The sequence below is a fragment of the Amycolatopsis roodepoortensis genome, assembly GCF_024628825.1.
Classification (GTDB): Bacteria; Actinomycetota; Actinomycetes; order Mycobacteriales; family Pseudonocardiaceae; genus Amycolatopsis; species Amycolatopsis roodepoortensis.
Genome location: NZ_CP102415.1, coordinates 1,929,941 through 1,944,937, shown reverse-complemented (window position 1 = coordinate 1,944,937; position 14,997 = coordinate 1,929,941). Strand labels below are relative to the sequence as shown.

General features: G+C 71.1%; 19 protein-coding genes. 5 read left to right on the top strand and 14 right to left on the bottom strand.

The window, feature by feature from the left end:
• Position 1: 1 nt before the first annotated feature.
• Positions 2-931 (top strand): proline dehydrogenase family protein, encoded by a 930-nt coding sequence (locus NQK81_RS08855; protein WP_192745339.1) that lies wholly within the window; start codon positions 2-4, stop codon positions 929-931.
• An 88-nt stretch (positions 932-1,019) separates the two neighbouring features.
• Here NQK81_RS08855 and NQK81_RS08850 read toward each other — a convergent pair whose 3' ends face one another.
• Positions 1,020-1,379 (bottom strand): thioredoxin family protein, encoded by a 360-nt coding sequence (locus NQK81_RS08850; RefSeq protein ID WP_126731607.1) that lies wholly within the window; start codon positions 1,377-1,379, stop codon positions 1,020-1,022.
• Positions 1,380-1,469: 90 nt separating this feature from the next.
• Here NQK81_RS08850 and NQK81_RS08845 point away from each other — a divergent pair, with 90 nt between their 5' ends.
• Positions 1,470-1,712: a DUF2630 family protein gene (locus NQK81_RS08845; protein WP_192745337.1), complete on the top strand. Its 243-nt coding sequence runs from the start codon at positions 1,470-1,472 to the stop codon at positions 1,710-1,712.
• Between the two features lie 70 nt (positions 1,713-1,782).
• Here NQK81_RS08845 and NQK81_RS08840 read toward each other — a convergent pair whose 3' ends face one another.
• From NQK81_RS08840 to NQK81_RS08795, 10 genes are all read right to left on the bottom strand, one after another.
• A complete protein-coding gene (locus tag NQK81_RS08840) occupies positions 1,783-3,339 on the bottom strand; it encodes an alpha/beta hydrolase (protein ID WP_257487805.1) in 1,557 nt (518 codons plus the stop codon).
• 171 nt (positions 3,340-3,510) lie between these two features.
• A complete protein-coding gene (locus NQK81_RS08835; protein WP_257487804.1) occupies positions 3,511-4,590 on the bottom strand; it encodes an ATP-dependent DNA ligase in 1,080 nt (359 codons plus the stop codon).
• Positions 4,591-4,618: 28 nt separating this feature from the next.
• Positions 4,619-5,206 (bottom strand): alkaline shock response membrane anchor protein AmaP, encoded by a 588-nt coding sequence (locus NQK81_RS08830; RefSeq protein ID WP_257487803.1) that lies wholly within the window; start codon positions 5,204-5,206, stop codon positions 4,619-4,621.
• A complete protein-coding gene (locus tag NQK81_RS08825; protein WP_257487802.1) occupies positions 5,203-5,739 on the bottom strand; it encodes a DUF6286 domain-containing protein in 537 nt (178 codons plus the stop codon). Before NQK81_RS08825 ends, NQK81_RS08830 begins: the two co-directional genes overlap by 4 nt.
• Positions 5,740-5,752: 13 nt before the next feature.
• The gene (locus tag NQK81_RS08820; protein ID WP_192745332.1) at positions 5,753-6,109 is read right to left on the bottom strand and encodes an Asp23/Gls24 family envelope stress response protein; all 357 of its coding nucleotides are present in this window, start codon (positions 6,107-6,109) and stop codon (positions 5,753-5,755) included.
• Positions 6,106-6,282, bottom strand: a complete 177-nt coding sequence (locus tag NQK81_RS08815) for a hypothetical protein (protein WP_005157087.1) — start codon at positions 6,280-6,282, stop codon at positions 6,106-6,108. The genes NQK81_RS08820 and NQK81_RS08815 overlap by 4 nt, the downstream gene beginning before the upstream one ends.
• Positions 6,282-6,731, bottom strand: a complete 450-nt coding sequence (locus tag NQK81_RS08810) for an Asp23/Gls24 family envelope stress response protein (protein ID WP_126731619.1) — start codon at positions 6,729-6,731, stop codon at positions 6,282-6,284. The genes NQK81_RS08815 and NQK81_RS08810 overlap by 1 nt, the downstream gene beginning before the upstream one ends.
• A 133-nt stretch (positions 6,732-6,864) precedes the next feature.
• Positions 6,865-7,290, bottom strand: coding sequence for a hypothetical protein (locus tag NQK81_RS08805; protein ID WP_126731621.1), 426 nt, complete (start codon positions 7,288-7,290; stop codon positions 6,865-6,867).
• A complete protein-coding gene (locus NQK81_RS08800; RefSeq protein WP_257487801.1) occupies positions 7,290-7,847 on the bottom strand; it encodes an RNA polymerase sigma factor in 558 nt (185 codons plus the stop codon). The genes NQK81_RS08805 and NQK81_RS08800 overlap by 1 nt, the downstream gene beginning before the upstream one ends.
• A complete protein-coding gene (locus NQK81_RS08795; RefSeq protein WP_126731624.1) occupies positions 7,844-8,590 on the bottom strand; it encodes a pyrimidine reductase family protein in 747 nt (248 codons plus the stop codon). Before NQK81_RS08795 ends, NQK81_RS08800 begins: the two co-directional genes overlap by 4 nt.
• Before the next feature lie 98 nt (positions 8,591-8,688).
• On the opposite strand from NQK81_RS08795, the gene zapE reads away from it, so the two are divergent.
• The gene (gene zapE, locus NQK81_RS08790) at positions 8,689-9,723 is read left to right on the top strand and encodes a cell division protein ZapE (RefSeq protein ID WP_126731625.1); all 1,035 of its coding nucleotides are present in this window, start codon (positions 8,689-8,691) and stop codon (positions 9,721-9,723) included.
• Here zapE and NQK81_RS08785 read toward each other — a convergent pair.
• Positions 9,677-10,285, bottom strand: a complete 609-nt coding sequence (locus NQK81_RS08785) for a phosphatase PAP2 family protein (protein ID WP_257487800.1) — start codon at positions 10,283-10,285, stop codon at positions 9,677-9,679. The genes zapE and NQK81_RS08785 overlap by 47 nt on opposite strands.
• Before the next feature lie 70 nt (positions 10,286-10,355).
• Between NQK81_RS08785 and NQK81_RS08780 the strand changes: the two genes are divergently transcribed.
• Positions 10,356-11,231: an FAD-dependent oxidoreductase gene (locus tag NQK81_RS08780; protein WP_257487799.1), complete on the top strand. Its 876-nt coding sequence runs from the start codon at positions 10,356-10,358 to the stop codon at positions 11,229-11,231.
• A 154-nt stretch (positions 11,232-11,385) separates the two neighbouring features.
• On the opposite strand, the gene NQK81_RS08775 is transcribed toward NQK81_RS08780, so the two are convergent.
• Both NQK81_RS08775 and rocD read right to left on the bottom strand, forming a co-directional pair.
• Entirely contained in the window at positions 11,386-12,747 is a 1,362-nt protein-coding gene (locus tag NQK81_RS08775; RefSeq protein WP_257487798.1) for a DUF2252 domain-containing protein, read from the bottom strand.
• 31 nt (positions 12,748-12,778) lie between these two features.
• A complete protein-coding gene (gene rocD, locus NQK81_RS08770; RefSeq protein ID WP_257487797.1) occupies positions 12,779-13,981 on the bottom strand; it encodes an ornithine--oxo-acid transaminase in 1,203 nt (400 codons plus the stop codon).
• Between the two features lie 156 nt (positions 13,982-14,137).
• Between rocD and NQK81_RS08765 the strand changes: the two genes are divergently transcribed.
• Complete coding sequence (locus NQK81_RS08765; protein ID WP_257487796.1) at positions 14,138-14,992, top strand: PPK2 family polyphosphate kinase; 855 nt, start codon at positions 14,138-14,140, stop codon at positions 14,990-14,992.
• Positions 14,993-14,997: the final 5 nt, after the last annotated feature.

Sequence of the window (14,997 nt, the reverse complement as noted above, 5' to 3'; positions counted from 1 at the left end):
GATGTTGCGTGCCCCGTTGCTCGCCGCCGCTCGATCCCAGCGGATGCGCAAGCTGGTCGAGGTCGTCCCCGCCACCCGATCGGTGGTCAGCCGGTTCGTCGCCGGCGCGAAGACGCCCGACGCCGCCCGGGTGGTCCGCGAACTGGCCGACCAGGGCCTCCGGGTCACCCTCGACCACCTCGGCGAGGACACCACCGATGCCGAGCAGGCCGCGACCACGGTCCGCGCCTACGAGGAACTGCTGACCGCGCTGGCGGCCGACGGCCTCGCGTTCGGCGCGGACGTCTCGGTGAAGCTGTCCGCCGTCGGGCAGTTCCTCCCCGTCGACGGCGAGAAGGTCGCGCTGGAGAACGCCCGCAAGATCTGCGCGGCGGCCGAAGCGGTCGGTGCCACGGTGACCCTCGACATGGAGGACCACACCACCACCGACTCGACGCTGGGCATCCTCAAGGAGCTGCGCACCGAGTACCCGTGGGTCGGCGCGGTGCTGCAGGCCTACCTGCGGCGCACCGAGCAGGACTGCCGCGACCTGGCGGCCGAGGGTTCCCGCGTCCGGCTGTGCAAGGGCGCGTACGCCGAACCCGAGGAGGTCGCGTTCCAGGACAAGTCCGAAGTGGACAGGTCCTATGTGCGCTGCCTGAAGATCCTCATGCAGGGCAAGGGTTATCCGATGGTCGCCTCGCACGACCCGCGGATGATCGCGATCGCCGAGAAGCTCGCCGCCGACGCGGGCCGCAAGGCGGACGACCACGAATTCCAGATGCTGTACGGGATCCGTCCCGAGGAGCAGCGCCGGATCGCGGGCGACGGCAAGACGATGCGCGTCTACGTCCCCTACGGCGACGAATGGTACGGCTATTTCATGCGCAGGCTGGCGGAACGCCCGGCGAACCTGGCGTTCTTCCTGCGTGGACTCGCCACCCGGGGCTGACCCGCTCCCCGGTGGCGTCGGTCCGCTGAAAGACAAAGGGGCCCTCCCCCGGCGAAACCCGCCGGGGAGGGCCCCTTCTCCATGCTCGTCAGGCCTCCTTGGCGGCCTCTTCCTTGAGCTTGTCCATGTCGATGTCGCGCGCCTGCTGGATGAGGTCTTCCAGCGTCTTCTCCGGGAGCGCGCCCGGCTGCGCGTAGATGACCGTCTTGTCGCGGATCACCGCGAGGGTGGGGATCGAACGCACGTCGAAGGCCGCGGCCAGCTGCTGCTCGGCCTCGGTGTCGACGCTCGCGAAGACGATGTCGTCGTGGTTGCCCGACACCTTCTCGTAGGTCGGCGCGAACTGGCGGCACGGCATGCACCAGCCCGCCCAGAAGTCGATGATCACGAAGTCGTTCTCCGACACGACCTGATCGAAGTTGGCGGCGGTCAGCTCCACAGTGCTCATGCCCGGCGTAACGAATCGGGCGGGACGCGCATTCCCGTGAGTGCGCGTAGCGTCTCGGATGGAGCAACCCACGTTTCGCAGGAGGCGCAGATGGCCGACGGGGACATCCTCAGCCGGATCGACGAGCTGGTCAGCGAGGAGCACGAGCTCCGTTCGCGGGCGATCGGCACCGGGCTGAGCTCGGACGACCGGTCCCGGCTCGCGAGTGTGGAACAGCAGCTGGACCAGTGCTGGGACCTGCTGCGGCAGCGGCGGGCGCGAGTGGAGTTCGACGACGACCCGGACCAGGCCACGGCACGGCCGATCTCCGAGGTGGAGTCTTACCGGCAGTAGCGGGTACTGGGTCTCGTGAGTGGTAAGGACGGTTCTAACCGTCCTTACCACTCACGAGACCCAACGCGGCTCAGGCCGGGCAGAGGGTCCCGTCGACGGGCACCTTCCCGTCGATCAGGAAGGCCCGCGTCGCGTCCGTGACACACGGCGAGAGGCTCAGCGCGCCGTGCCCGGCACCCTGCCAGGTGATCGTGACCGCGCTCGGCATCTGGTCGGCCGCCCGTCCGGTGCCCTGCTCCGGCGTGACCGGGTCGGTCGCGGTGCCCGCGACCAGCATCGGCGGGGCGCCCGGCGCTCCCGCGGGCGGAAGCGGTTCCCGCCGCACTGGCCACGGGCTGCACCAGGCCAGCTGCTGCGCGGCGAAGACACCGAACTGCGGGTACTTGTCGCGCAGGGTCGTGGTCGCGCGCGTGAGTTCCTCGGCCGAGAGCCGGGTCGCGCTGTCGTTGCATTTGGTCGCGAGCGTGCCGTCCAGCCGCGACGGCCGTGCCTTGGTGTCCTTCAGCACCGGCTCGGCGAACGCGGCCAGCGGCGTGATGTCGCCGTTCTGCGCGGTCTTGAGCGCCTCGGCGAGTTCCACCCAGCGTGAGCGCTGCGCGAGCCCGGAGTAGATGGCGTACAGCGCGATCCCCGGGGTGATCTCCTCGCCGTCGGTGGTCGTCGCGGACGCCGACCGGAGCCGGTCCGCGACGGCGGTCACGGCCGAGCGGGCGTCGCCGATCGGGCAACCCCTCGCGATGCAGTCGGCGCCGAACGCGTCGAGGGTCGCCTGCGCGCTCGCGGCGACGGCTTCCTGCGTGGCGGCCGCGTCGGGGGCGGGGTCGGGCAGCCCGTCGAGCATCACCCGGCCGACCTGGGCCGGGAACCGCACGGCGTATTCGGCGAGGACCTTCGAGCCGTCGCCGCGGCCCAGCGCGTGCAGCTTGTCCAGCCCCAGTTGCTCCCGGAGTTCTTCGAGGTCGCCCGCCGCCCGCCAGCTGTCCATCGCGACCTGCGCGTCGTCCAGTTCGATGGCGCACTGCTGCCCGGCCCGGCGCGCCGCGTCGACGACACCTTCGAGGTCGGCGGCGGCCGGATCGGCGCCGAGCAGGTCGGTGCGGATCTCCGCCGGGATGCACTGCACCGGCATGGACGTCCCCGTCCCGCGCCGGTCGACGCCGATCAGCGAGAACTTCCGCAGGAACTCGGGCGGCAGCGTCGCGGCCAGCCGCGCGGCGTACAGCGATCCCGGCTCCCCGTCGACGTCGTTGACCACGACGAGCGGGATCGGCCCGCCCTCGGTTTTGACCACCGAAAGCCGCGAGAGCCCGCGACCGGGCAGGTCCGGCGCGTCGAGCGTCGTGGGCACCCTGGCGCAGGAGAACTTCAGCGTGTCCGGCACGGACGGCTGCCCCAGCCGCTGGCGGGTCGCTTCGTCGCAGTCTTCCCATTTGATCGACGGCGATCGCGGTTCGGCGAGCGGCGGCAGCGGGACCTGCTGCGCCGTCGTCTGGCCGCCCGGATCCGGTTTGCCGTCGTTGTCGATCACCGCCGGCCTCACCGACGGCCCGGCCGTGCAGCCCGCGAGCACGGCCGTCACCACGGTGGTCGTCAGGAACAGCCGTGGCGTGCGGCGGGCGGTGCTCACGGGCTGGTCCTCACTTCCAAGGCATGACAAAGCTCGGAACAGAGCTTCGCAGGTCGGATGTCAGGCCGCAGTTAGGAGGTGCGGTCTGGCACGCTGATCGAGTTGGTAACGGCACGCACGCGTCTTTTCGCCGGAGGCTCGGATCCTCGATGGCGGGCGCTCAGGACACGGTCAGCGGGTGCGTTTCACCTCGCCGCGGAACACCGCGTCCAGGTCGTAGCGGGCGACCTCCTCGAGCTGGGCGTAGGTGCAGGAGGACGGCTCGCGATCGGGACGCCAGCGTTTGAACTGCGCGGTGTGCCGGAACCGCGACGGATATCCGGCCTCCGTGTGCTCGTAGCCGACCTCGACCACCTTTTCCAGCTTCAACGGCACCCATGGGGCTTCCTTGGACTTCCATCGGGTGATTCCGCCGGGGATCCGCTGGTTCTCCCGCACGTTGTCACCCAGCCAGGGGTGATCGGCGCCGTCGGTGATCAGCGGGGCCAGCTCCTCGGCCAGCTCACGCCGCCGGGTGACCGGGAACGACCCGACGACGCCGGGGTGGTGCAGCACGCCGTCCTCGTCGTAGAGCCCGAGCAGGAACGAGCCGACCAGCTCGCCCGGTTGGCCGTCGACGTGCCAGCGCAGTCCGGCGAGCACGCAGTCGGCGGTGCGGGAGTGCTTGTACTTCAGCAGCACCCGTTTGCCGGGCGTGTACGGCTCGTCGAGCGGTTTGCCGATGACACCGTCGAGCCCCGCGCCCTCGAACAGTTCGAACCAGTGCCGCGCGATCGCCGGATCCGCGGTGGCCGGGGTCAGGTGGACGCCGTCGGAGGCCAGTTGCTCCAGCCGTTCCCGCCGCTTCGACGTCGGTTCGTCCAGAAAGGACTCGTCGCCCAGCGCCAGCAGATCGAAGGCGACGAACTCCGCCGGCGTCTGTTCCGCCAGCAGCTTGACGCGGCTTTCGGCGGGGTGGACCCGGTCGGTGAGCGCGTCGAAGTCCAGCTTTCCGCCCCGGGCGACCACCAGTTCGCCGTCGAGCACGATCCGCCCGGGCAACGCCGCCTTCAGCCGCTCGACGACCTCGGGGAAGTACCGGTTGAGCGGCTTCTCCGACCGCGACTGCAAGGTCAGCTCGTCGCCGTCGCGGAACACCAGGCAGCGGTACCCGTCCCATTTCGGCTCGAACAGCAGCCCGCCGGAATCGGGGATCGCCTTCGCCGGTTTGGCGAGCATCGGTTTGATCGGCGGCGTCAAGGGAAGCGACATGACGGCCATTCTCGCCGCACGGGCGCGGTCAGCGCACCCGTTGCGGTGCCGTCGTGTCGAGCTCGATCCGGACGGCGGTCGGCAGGACGTCCACCCCGAGCGACTCCCGCGCGCGGGCCAGCACGGTGTGGTCGAGCTGCTCCCAGACCCGTTTCAGGTCGGTGCCCTCGACGAGCCACAGCGTGATCCGCAGCGCGGGGTTCTCCTTGTCGCCGACCGCGCGGACCCGGGCGCGCCCGACCCCGTCGACCGTTTCGGCGTCGGCGCGGACGGCCTCGGAGATGGCCGAGGAGGTCACCACGAGGTCGTCGCCGAGATCGAGGTCCGGACGGCCTTCCGGGCGCAGCGACCGGAAGAACCACCACAGTCCCAGCCACAGCAGGAGGACGCCGAGCACGATGGCGCCGATCCGGGAGGCGAGCGCGTGCCGCGACAGCCAGTCGAGGGCGATCGGGTCCACGAGCGGCCGGTCGGCCCGGTGCGTGCCGAGCCAGCCCGCGCCGACCACGACCACCGCCGCCCCGCCGAGCAGCGCGAGGAGTCCGATGAGGACGGTCAGGGTCCGTTCCGTGCCGGTGGACCGGCCGAGTGCCTTGGCGGAGACCGAACGGGTCATCGGCGGTCCTTCGGGGAGTCGACGACGACCGACACCTTCGGCCGCCGCACCAGCGGGACGTCGTCGAGCAGGCCGGAGACCGTCTCCAGCAGCCGCGGCCGCAGCTCGCCTTCGGTTTCCAGCCTGCTCGTCGCGCGGACACGGACCTTCTTCGCGGTGGCCGTGACCTTCGCGCCCGCGACGTTGTCCTGCGCGCGCACGGTCACCCCGACGAGCCTCGCCAGTGAACGCGGCGACGTGGTCACGCTGACCTCGTTCGCCGGATCGGTCAGCCGGATGGCGCGCCGCCCGGCCGAGGCCGCCGCGATGATCAGCAGCAGTCCCACGACCGCGACGGCGATCGCGAGATACCGGACCGTGGAAGCGTTCCACGACTCCTCCGCGAGCCTGTCGCGCCAGTCGTCCCACGGCAGGAACAGCGGGCCCCGGCCGGGCCGCCACCAGCCCCAGCCGACCTCCAGCGCCAGCAGGACCCCGGCGGCGGCCAGCGCCAGCCCGATCAGGGCCGACAGCAGGCGGACGATCAAACGCATGCGGGTGCTCCTTCTAGCGGACTCGGGGCGCGATGTCGGGCAGGAGCGCGGAGACCTTCACCGAGATGTCCCGGACCTGGTACGACGTGATCCGCTCGACCTCCTCGGTGACCCTGGCGCGCAGGTCGCCGACGATCCGCCGCACCGGCGCCGGATAGTGCAGCGCCACGTCGAGCACGAGGTCGACGTCGTTGCCCTCGCCGCCGACCTTCGCGCTCGTGCCGTGTGTCCCGAGCCCGAGCCCGGCGATCCGCCGCTCGGCGCGCGTGGTCCCGTCGACCTGGTCCGCCGCGTGCTGCGCGATCTTGCGGACCACGGACGGCGAGATGGTGAGGGTGCCGCGATCCTCAGGTTCGGGCGGGACGGTCATTTGTCGCGGCCCCGGCCGAACAGGTCGCCGAGGTCGAGTTCGCCGTCGAGCACGCGGCCGAGGACGAGGCCGATGACACCGACGGCCAGCGTCACCAGGAACGCGGTGAAGCCCTGGGTCGCGGCGAGGCCGAGGATGAGGCCGGCGAGCAGGCCGGTCTGGGTCCCGTTCATCACTCGACCCGCGAGGACTCGGTCTCGCCGCCGTTCTCGTCGGGCAGGTGGATGTCGTTGACCGCGATGTTGACCTCGATCACCTCGAGGCCGGTGATCTGCTCGACCTGGCCGATCACGTTGCGGCGCACCGCGCGGGCGACGTCGACGATGCGGGCGCCGTACTCGACGACCACGTCGAGGTCGATGGCGGCCTGCTTCTCGCCGACCTCGACCGAGACGCCGGACGTGGTGACCGTGCCGGAACCGGGGATGCGCTCGCGGATCGCGCCGAAGGCCCGGGACACCCCGCCGCCCAGCGCGTGGATCCCGGTCACCTCGCGGGTGGCGAGACCGGCCACCTTCTGCACCACCACCGACGAGATCGTGGTCTTGCCGGCGGCTCCTTCCTCGTTGAGGGACGACCCCGTCACCGGGGTGTCGGGCTTGCTCGCGCTCGGCTGCGCCATGAAGTTCGCTCCTTCTCGCACCGGTGCCGCGCGACCTGCGCGCGCGGCGGTCCCTACGCTCTCACCGACCAGGACACGCGCGCATGCCGAGCCGTCACGCGATGTCCCCCGGATGGGGTAATCAGTTCCGGGATCAGTCCGGATGGACGTCGACGACGTGGACGTTGATCGCGGGCGGGGCGGAGCCGAGCTGCCCGGTCAGGGCCGCGCTGACCCGGTGGCGCAACAGGTCCGCGACGGCCGCTTCGACGCCGAACCGGATCGTCACCAGCACCTGGAGCACGTCCTCTTCGAGCGCGACGGCGGCGACGTGCACTCCGCCGAGCTCGCGGCCGATCTCGGCGGCGAGGCTCCTGGTCATCAGCACCAGCGCCCGTTCCGACACCTGGGTCTTGCCGCCGGAGGAGGGCAGGTCGAGCGGTGCGGTGGTATGCCTGCCGCGGGCGCCGCCGACCGAGCGGAGCACCCGCTCGACCAGTCCCGGCGGCGTCGGCACCGGACGGCTCGCGGCGGCGCGCACCTGCTGCCACCGGGGGTCGTCGCGCGGATCCTCGCTCATCACCGTTCCCCGGGTCGGAAGTTGTCGCCGAGTTTCGCCAGCAGCGCCACCCTCGCGCGGTGCAGGCGGGCACGCAGAGCGGGCACGCTGACTTCGAGCACCTCGGCCACCTCGTCGTAGGTCAACCCTTCGAATTCTCGCAGAATCAGCGGGATCCGCTGGCCGACGTCCAGTTCGGCGATCGCGCGCAGCACCCTGCCGACCTGCTCGGCGCTCTCCACGTGACCCTCCGGACCAGGCACGACACCCGCGTCGCCCTCGTCGAGGGGCACGGTCGGTTTCCGGCGCCGGACCACGCCGAGCGCGCCGTTCGTCGTCACCCGGTAGAGCCAGGTCGACACCGCCGCTTCGAACCGGAAGGCGGGCAGCGCGCGCCACGCGGAGAGCCAGGCCTCCTGGACGACGTCCTCGGCCTCGGACGAGCTGCCGGTGATCCGCAGGGCGACCCGGTACATCCGGGCCGTATGCCGCCGGACCAGGGTGTCGAAGGCACCGTGGTCCCCGGCGGCGGCCCTGGCCACCAGTTCCTCGTCCGGAACCGGGGCCGCCTCGCTCACCCGCCCTCCCGGCGGCGGTAGCGCAGCATGGTGAAGCCGTCTTCGACGAGCACGGACGCGAGGTCCATCCGACGCGGTTCCGGGGCCGGGTGGCCGCGGGCGATCCGGCTCTCGCCCGCTCCCGCGAGCAGCGGGGCGACGGTGAGGCACAGCTGGTCGACGAGGTCGGCGGCGATCAGGTCGGCGAAGAGCGCCGGCCCGCCTTCGCAGTCGACCCGGCGCAGCCCGCGTTCGCCCAGCAGCGCGAGCGCGCGGTGGAGGTCGACGTCGTCGGTCCCCGCGACGACCACTTCGGCGCCCGCGCGCTCCAACTCGGCGCGCGGCGCCTTCCCGGTGGTGATGACGATCGGCGGGACCTTGGTGTCGGTGAACAACGGGCCCTCGGGATCGAGTTCACCGGATCGGGTCACCACCGCGATCGGCGGGACCTCGGAAAGGCCGAGCGCGGCCCGGCGGGCGGCGCGTTCGGGAGAGACGCGCGCGCCGCGGTAGCCCTCGGCGCGCGCCGTGCCCGCGCCGACCAGGATCACGTCGGCGAGCAGCCGTCCCATGAGGAAGATCCGCTTGTCGGCGGGGTGGGAAAGCCCCTCGGACAGCTCGTCGACCGCCGCCGCGCCGTCGGCGGAGCTGACGAAGTTGACCTGGACCCAGGGACGGTTCACGTTTTCGGGGTACCCGTAGAGCCGTTCGAGGTCGGCGTCGGAGACGGGCTCCGCCGGTGTCGTTGGCCACAAAAGCTGCACACCGCCATCCCAGCACGCGCCCGACGACACCGCTGAGCGGGGGATACGCCCGGTCAGGGAGGGTGAACCCGCCACGCCGGTGCCGTTACGCTCGGCGAATGCCCGCCCGCCTGATCGATCGCCGTCCGGAGCTGTCCGCCGACGAGCTGATCACCGCGCTCGTCCCGCCGCCGAGGTTCGACGCGGTCCGGTTCTCCACGTACGTGCCCAACCCGGACGAGCCGAGCCAGGCCGAGGCCGTCGTCACCTGTGGTGCCTTCGCGAAGCGCGTGGCGGAGGCGTCGAACCGCAAGCCGAAGTCGAAGCTGCGCGCGTTCTTCGGCGGCGGGGAGGACGCGCCGTCCGGGCCGATGGGGCTCTATCTCGACGGCGGTTTCGGCGTCGGGAAGACACACCTGCTCGCCTCGACCTGGCACGAGACGCCGTCGCCCAAGGCGTACGGGACGTTCGTGGAGCTGACCCACCTCGTCGGCGCCCTGGGGTTCGCCGAGGCGGTGCGGCGGCTGTCGGAGCACCGGTTCCTGGCGATCGACGAGTTCGAGCTCGACGACCCGGGCGACACCATGCTCGTCACGCGGCTGCTGCAGGAGCTGATCTCGGCGGGGGTGTTCGTGGCGGCGACGTCCAACACGCTGCCGGACAAACTCGGCGAGGGCCGGTTCGCCGCCGCGGACTTCCTGCGCGAGATCCAGTCGCTGTCCGCCCGGTTCGGCGTCTGCCGCGTCGACGGCCCGGACTACCGCCACCGCGGCCTGCCGGACGCCCCGCCGCCCGCGAGCCCCGAGGCGCTGGAAGCCTCCGCCGCCGCGCATCCCGAGTCCACTGTGGACGATTTCGACGCGTTGTGCGAACACCTGGCGGGCCTGCATCCTTCGCGCTACGGCAGGCTTCTCGACGGCGTGACGCGGGTGCACCTGCGCGACATCCACCCGGTGCCGGACCAGAACGTCGGACTGCGGCTGGTCGCCTTCGCCGACCGGCTCTACGATCGCGCGATCCCGCTGGTGGTCTCGGGTGAGCCGGTGCCGGAGCTGTTCACCGAGGAGATGGTGAACGGCGGCTACCGCAAGAAGTACCTGCGCGCCGTCAGCCGTCTGACGGCACTGGCGCGCGACGCCGTGCAGCCCAGCTGAGCAGTACCCACGTCGCGCATACGGTAGCGACGGCGAAGAGCGCGCCGCCCACGACGTCGGTCAGGTAGTGGTAGCCGAGGCCGAGCATGCCGATCGTGACCCCGCAGAGCACCACGGCGCCCACCGTCGCGATGACCGCCGTCGCGACGCCGGGGCGGGCGAGCAGGACGAGCACCGTCAGCACCGCGACCAGCGCGACGGTGTGCCCGCTCGGGTAGGCGAGATAGGTGTACTTCCAGCGGTCGAAGAGCGGTTTGAGCACCCAGGTGTTCGCGAGGATCGCGATGAGCGGACCGGCGATCGTCAGCACCGCTTCGAGCCTGCGCCCCCCGATCAGGCAGAGGACGGCGGCGAGGACCGCGACCGGGATCAGGACGTAGGCCTCGGTCGGCAGCACCAGGAGCCGCAGGAGGGCGGTGTCGGGGCCGAACGACCGCTCCACCCACCTGACGGCGAGCTCGTCGGGGACGGACGGGCCTTCGCCGGAGACCAGCAAGCCGAGAACCACCATGATCACGGCGCAGGTCACCGCGACCGCCCCGTACGGCCCTCTTCCGCTCATCCGGCGAGATTACGTGACAGGTGATCAGTCACCATGCAGGGACGGCTCGCGAGGACGAAGGGGGCTTTCGATGCGGATCAGTGTGGTCGGCGGCGGCGTGATCGGGCTCAGCTGCGCGCACCGGCTGGCCGTGGCCGGGCACGACGTCACGGTGGTCACCGGCGCCCGGCCGGGGGAGACGACGTCGGCGGTCGCCGGTGGCGTGCTCTTCCCGCCGCTGGCGGCGAACTCCGACCGGGTCGACCGCTGGACCGCGACGAGCGTCGAGGAGTACCGCGCCCTGGGCGCGCCGGGGGTCCGCATGGTCCGGGGGACGTACCTCGTCCCGCGCGAGGCGCCGCTGCCTTCGTGGGCGTTGTCGATGCCGGACCTCGACCACGAACCGGGACGGCTCACCTTCACGACCGCACTGGTCGACACCCCGGTGTACCTCGCCTGGCTCGCCGGACAGGTCGCCGCACTGGGCGTGCGCACCGAGTACCGCACCGTCTCGCGGCTGGACGACCTCGACGCGGACCTCGTCGTGAACGCCGCCGGGCTCGGTGGCGGGCGGCTCGCGGGGGACGGCACCGTGGTGCCCGTCGGCGGCCAGGTCGTCCATCTCGCCGACCCGGGGCTGACCGAATGGATCGTCGACGGGGCCACGCCGGTGCTGCGGCACGTGATCCCGCACGGTCGGCACGTCGTCTGCGGCGGCACGCAGGAGCCGGGGCGCGACTCCGTCGAACCGGATCCCGGGGTGACCGCCGACATCGTGCGGCGGTGCCGGGAACTCGTGCCCGCGCTGGCCGACGCGCCCGTGCTGGGCGCGAAGGTGGGGCTGCGGCCGTTCCGGCCCGAGGTGCGGCTGGACCGGGAGGGCCGGGTCGTGCACTGCTACGGGCACGGGGGCGCGGGGATCACGGTGGCGTGGGGCTGCGCGGACGACGTCCTGGCCCTGGTCTAGCCCGCAGTCATCCAAATGCGGCCGATCGGTCCAGGTGGTCGTGAGTGGCGATTCGGGTTAGAACCCGAATCGCCACTCACGACCCCAGTGAGGAGCCGCGCGAAGGTGCCGGATCGGTTTGTTCCCCGGCCCCCACCCCTCCGCATTCAGAGGACTAAATGCGGCCGAAGGTCTCGAAGTCCGCTTCGGTCTGATCCGCGTATCGCACCGCGTAGGCCCCGATGGCCTCGTCGAGGTCTTCGTCGTCCTCGAAGTAGCCGGCCAGCAGCCGCGGATGCAGTGACCGCGCGTGCGCCCGCGCGAGCAACGCGCCGGCGAGCCGGCCGTAGTCGTCGAGGTGGTCCTTCTTCAGCTCCGCCGGGTCGATGTCGCCCTTGAGGTTCCGGAACTGCCGCACGATGTACGGCAGGCCGTCGATGGTCGTCCAGCCGAGCAGGATGTCCGTCTCGGCCTGCACGAGCCGCGCGCCTTCGACGATCCGCCGTCCCTCGTGCTCCGGCGCGGGCAGGCCGAGGAACGGCGCGAGCGCCGACGGGACGGCCTGTTTTACTTGCAGGACAAGGTCTTCGCCGGAGTTCCCGTGCAACAGCGCCACGTAGCTGCGCAGCCCGACACTGCCGGTGCCGACCACCCGGAAGGCCACATCGGACACCCGGTACCGCGAGACGAGCGTCCGCCGCGACTCGCGCAGCGTGTCCACATAGGACACCAGTCCGCTCACGATGGCTTCGGCGGTCGCGTCGTCGACGTGCGTGAGCACCGGCGGGTCTTCGACGAAGCGGTGCCGTTCGAGGCCGGTCTCGTGGTCGTCGATCCGCCGGGTCCATTTCGCGGTGACCTTGGCGCTGGTGTTCTTCCGCGCCTTCTCGGCCGCTTCCTCGAAGTCGTCGACCAGGTCGTGCGCCTTGACCTTGCTCAGCACCGACGCGTCCGGCAGCGCGTTCCACGACCGCAGGAACGGCAGCTCCGCCAGCCCGCGGATGGTGCGCCGGTACGACTTCACCGCGTCTTCGGCGGCTTCACGGCAGCCCGACTCGCCGATGCCGCCTTCACGTCCGGCGAGCACGAGACTCGCGGCGAGCCGTTTGAGGTCCCATTCCCACGGGCCCGGCACGGATTCGTCGAAGTCGTTGATGTCCATGACGATCTGGCCTTCGGGCGTGCCGTACAGCCCGAAGTTCGCGGCGTGCGCGTCCCCGCACAGCTGCGCCGTCAGCCCGGACGACGGCGACCCCGCCAGGTCGGCGGCCATCAGCCCGGCGGCCCCGCGGTAGAAGGTGAACGGCGACGCGAGCATGCGCTCGCGCCGCAGTTCCACCAGTTCCGGCAGGCGGCCTTCGTTGGTGCGCGCGAAGAACTCCGCCACGCTGGGCCGCTTCTCACCCGCCGCCGCGTGGTCGTGCGCGGAGGAGGGCGCCTCGTCCCGCAGTGCCTTACCCCTCGCGAACCAGTCCTCCGGCGACACCGACTCGGTGCCGACCAGCGGCCGCTCCACCCACTCCCGCTCGTCTCCCATGGACAGGCAACGTACAGCCCGCCCGAAAGGTTCACCGGGTCTTGACGACCTCCGTGATCGCGTCGATACCGCGGTCGAGTTCTTCGCGGCCGATCACCAGCGGCGGCGCGATCCGCAGCGTGTGGTCGTGCGTCTCCTTGCACAGGACGCCGCGCTCGGCCAGCGCGGTGGACGCCTCGCGGCCGGTCGGCCCGCCGGGCGCGATGTCGATCCCCGCCCAGAGCCCGCGCCCGCGGACCTCGGCCAGTCCGTTGCCGACCAGTTCGCCGAGCCGCGAGTGCAGGTGGGCGCCCAGCTCCCGCGAACGCTCCTGGAACTCGCCGGTCTTCAGCAGCCCGACCACGGCCCGCCCGATCGCGCAGGCGACCGGGTTCCCGCCGAAGGTGGAACCGTGCTCACCCGGCTGAAGGACACCGAGCACGTCCTTGCCGCCGACCACGGCCGACACCGGCATGATCCCGCCGCCCAGCGCCTTGCCCAGGGTGTAGACGTCGGCGCGGACGCGTTCGTGGTCGAGCGCGAGGACGGTGCCGGTGCGGGCGAGACCGGACTGGATCTCGTCGGCGATCAGCAGGACGTTGTGCTCGTCGCACAGCCGACGGGCCTCGGCGAAGTAGCCGGCGGGCGGCACGATCACGCCCGCCTCACCCTGCACCGGCTCCAGCAGGATCGCGGCGGTGCGCTCGGTGATGGCGTCGCGCAGCGCCTCGGCGTCGCCGTACTTGACCGTGACGAACCCCGGGGTGAAGGGGCCGAAGTCGGCGCGCGCGGTCTCGTCGGTGGAGAAGGACACGATGGTCGTCGTGCGGCCGTGGAAGTTGGAGCCGGCGACGATGATCTCCGCGGTCCCGTCGGGGACGCCCTTGACCCGGTACGCCCACTTCCTGGCGATCTTCACCGCCGACTCGACGGCTTCGGCGCCGGAGTTCATCGGCAGGGTCATCTCGGTGCCGGTCAGCTCGGCGAGCTCCTTGCAGAACAGCCCGAGCTGGTCGTGGTGGAAGGCGCGCGAGGTCAGCGTCACCCGGCCGAACTGCTCGACCGCTGCGGCGATGAGCCCGGGATGGCGGTGCCCGAAGTTCAGCGCGGAGTAGCCGGAGAGGAAGTCGAGGTAGGTCTTGCCCTCGACGTCGGTGACCGAGGCTCCTTCGGCGGTGGCGATCACCACCGGGAGCGGGTGGTAGTTGTGCGTGCTCCACTGCTCGTCGAGCGCGATGAAGTCGGCGGTCGTCATGCGTTCAGGTTAGATGTCCATCCCGCTGCTTTCATCCGGGAAACGTTGCTTTGACCCGTTGTTCATTGCGTATCGACTCCTTCGGGTGGCGAAATCGTGCATCGGCGTCCTCGATCACCGGAGGCGCGGTGCGCGGAGCGCGGTTATCGTCGCCGGATGGCGAAAAAGGACACCGTCTCCGTCCGGGACACGCTGAGGATCGGCAAGAGCGGCGAGCGGCACGAGCCGGGCTCGTTCCCGGTCGGACCGCACAAGAAGCCCAAGGTGCTCAAGGACCTGGCCGACGCCGGAGGCAGGCTCGCCGAGCTGCAGGAGGCCCTGTACGCGGAGGGCGTCGGTGGTGGGAGCCGCGGTGTCCTGCTGGTCCTGCAGGGGATGGACACCTCTGGAAAGGGCGGCACCGTCGGCCATGTGCTCGGCCTGGTCAACCCGATGGGGGTGCGGTACGCCGGGTTCAAGAAGCCGACCGCGACGGAGCGGCGTCACCACTACCTCTGGCGGATCCGCAAACAGCTCCCGTCGCCGGGGCAGATCGGCGTCTTCGACCGCTCCCACTACGAGGACATCCTGGTCCCGCGCGTGCAGAAGCTGGTGCCCGCGACGGAATGGCGTAAGCGCTACGCCGAGATCAACGCGTTCGAGAAGGAGCTGACCGACGCCGGCACGACGATCGTGAAGGTCTTCCTCGACATCTCTCCGGAAGAGCAGCTGAAGCGCCTCAAGGCCAGGCTGGAGAATCCGGCCAAGTGGTGGAAGTACAACCCCGCGGATCTCGACGCGCGTGCCCAGTGGAACGACTACCAGAAGGCCTACGCCGACATCTTCGCCAAGACCTCCACGGCGGCCGCGCCCTGGTACGCCGTCCCGGCCGACCGCAAGTGGTACCGCAACTGGCTGGTCGCGCGGCTCCTGATCGAGACGATCGAGGAGATGGACCCGAAGTTCCCGCCCGCCGACTTCGATCCCGAGACGGAACTGAAGAAGCTCGAAGGCGTTGGCGTCTCCGCTTGATCGTC

What these genes read in the sequence shown, in the direction of transcription:
- NQK81_RS08810 (WP_126731619.1), bottom strand. Translation starts at nt 6,731, where the DNA reads ATGGCGCAGCCGAGCGCGAGCAAGCCCGACACCCCGGTGACGGGGTCG.
- NQK81_RS08765 (WP_257487796.1), top strand. Translation starts at nt 14,138, where the DNA reads ATGGCGAAAAAGGACACCGTCTCCGTCCGGGACACGCTGAGGATCGGC.
- NQK81_RS08835 (WP_257487804.1), bottom strand. Translation starts at nt 4,590, where the DNA reads ATGTCGCTTCCCTTGACGCCGCCGATCAAACCGATGCTCGCCAAACCG.
- NQK81_RS08820 (WP_192745332.1), bottom strand. Translation starts at nt 6,109, where the DNA reads ATGACCGTCCCGCCCGAACCTGAGGATCGCGGCACCCTCACCATCTCG.
- NQK81_RS08850 (WP_126731607.1), bottom strand. Translation starts at nt 1,379, where the DNA reads ATGAGCACTGTGGAGCTGACCGCCGCCAACTTCGATCAGGTCGTGTCG.
- NQK81_RS08825 (WP_257487802.1), bottom strand. Translation starts at nt 5,739, where the DNA reads ATGCGTTTGATCGTCCGCCTGCTGTCGGCCCTGATCGGGCTGGCGCTG.
- NQK81_RS08845 (WP_192745337.1), top strand. Translation starts at nt 1,470, where the DNA reads ATGGCCGACGGGGACATCCTCAGCCGGATCGACGAGCTGGTCAGCGAG.
- NQK81_RS08815 (WP_005157087.1), bottom strand. Translation starts at nt 6,282, where the DNA reads ATGAACGGGACCCAGACCGGCCTGCTCGCCGGCCTCATCCTCGGCCTC.
- zapE (WP_126731625.1), top strand. Translation starts at nt 8,689, where the DNA reads ATGCCCGCCCGCCTGATCGATCGCCGTCCGGAGCTGTCCGCCGACGAG.
- NQK81_RS08780 (WP_257487799.1), top strand. Translation starts at nt 10,356, where the DNA reads ATGCGGATCAGTGTGGTCGGCGGCGGCGTGATCGGGCTCAGCTGCGCG.
- NQK81_RS08855 (WP_192745339.1), top strand. Translation starts at nt 2, where the DNA reads ATGTTGCGTGCCCCGTTGCTCGCCGCCGCTCGATCCCAGCGGATGCGC.
- rocD (WP_257487797.1), bottom strand. Translation starts at nt 13,981, where the DNA reads ATGACGACCGCCGACTTCATCGCGCTCGACGAGCAGTGGAGCACGCAC.
- NQK81_RS08830 (WP_257487803.1), bottom strand. Translation starts at nt 5,206, where the DNA reads ATGACCCGTTCGGTCTCCGCCAAGGCACTCGGCCGGTCCACCGGCACG.
- NQK81_RS08775 (WP_257487798.1), bottom strand. Translation starts at nt 12,747, where the DNA reads ATGGGAGACGAGCGGGAGTGGGTGGAGCGGCCGCTGGTCGGCACCGAG.
- NQK81_RS08785 (WP_257487800.1), bottom strand. Translation starts at nt 10,285, where the DNA reads ATGAGCGGAAGAGGGCCGTACGGGGCGGTCGCGGTGACCTGCGCCGTG.
- NQK81_RS08805 (WP_126731621.1), bottom strand. Translation starts at nt 7,290, where the DNA reads ATGAGCGAGGATCCGCGCGACGACCCCCGGTGGCAGCAGGTGCGCGCC.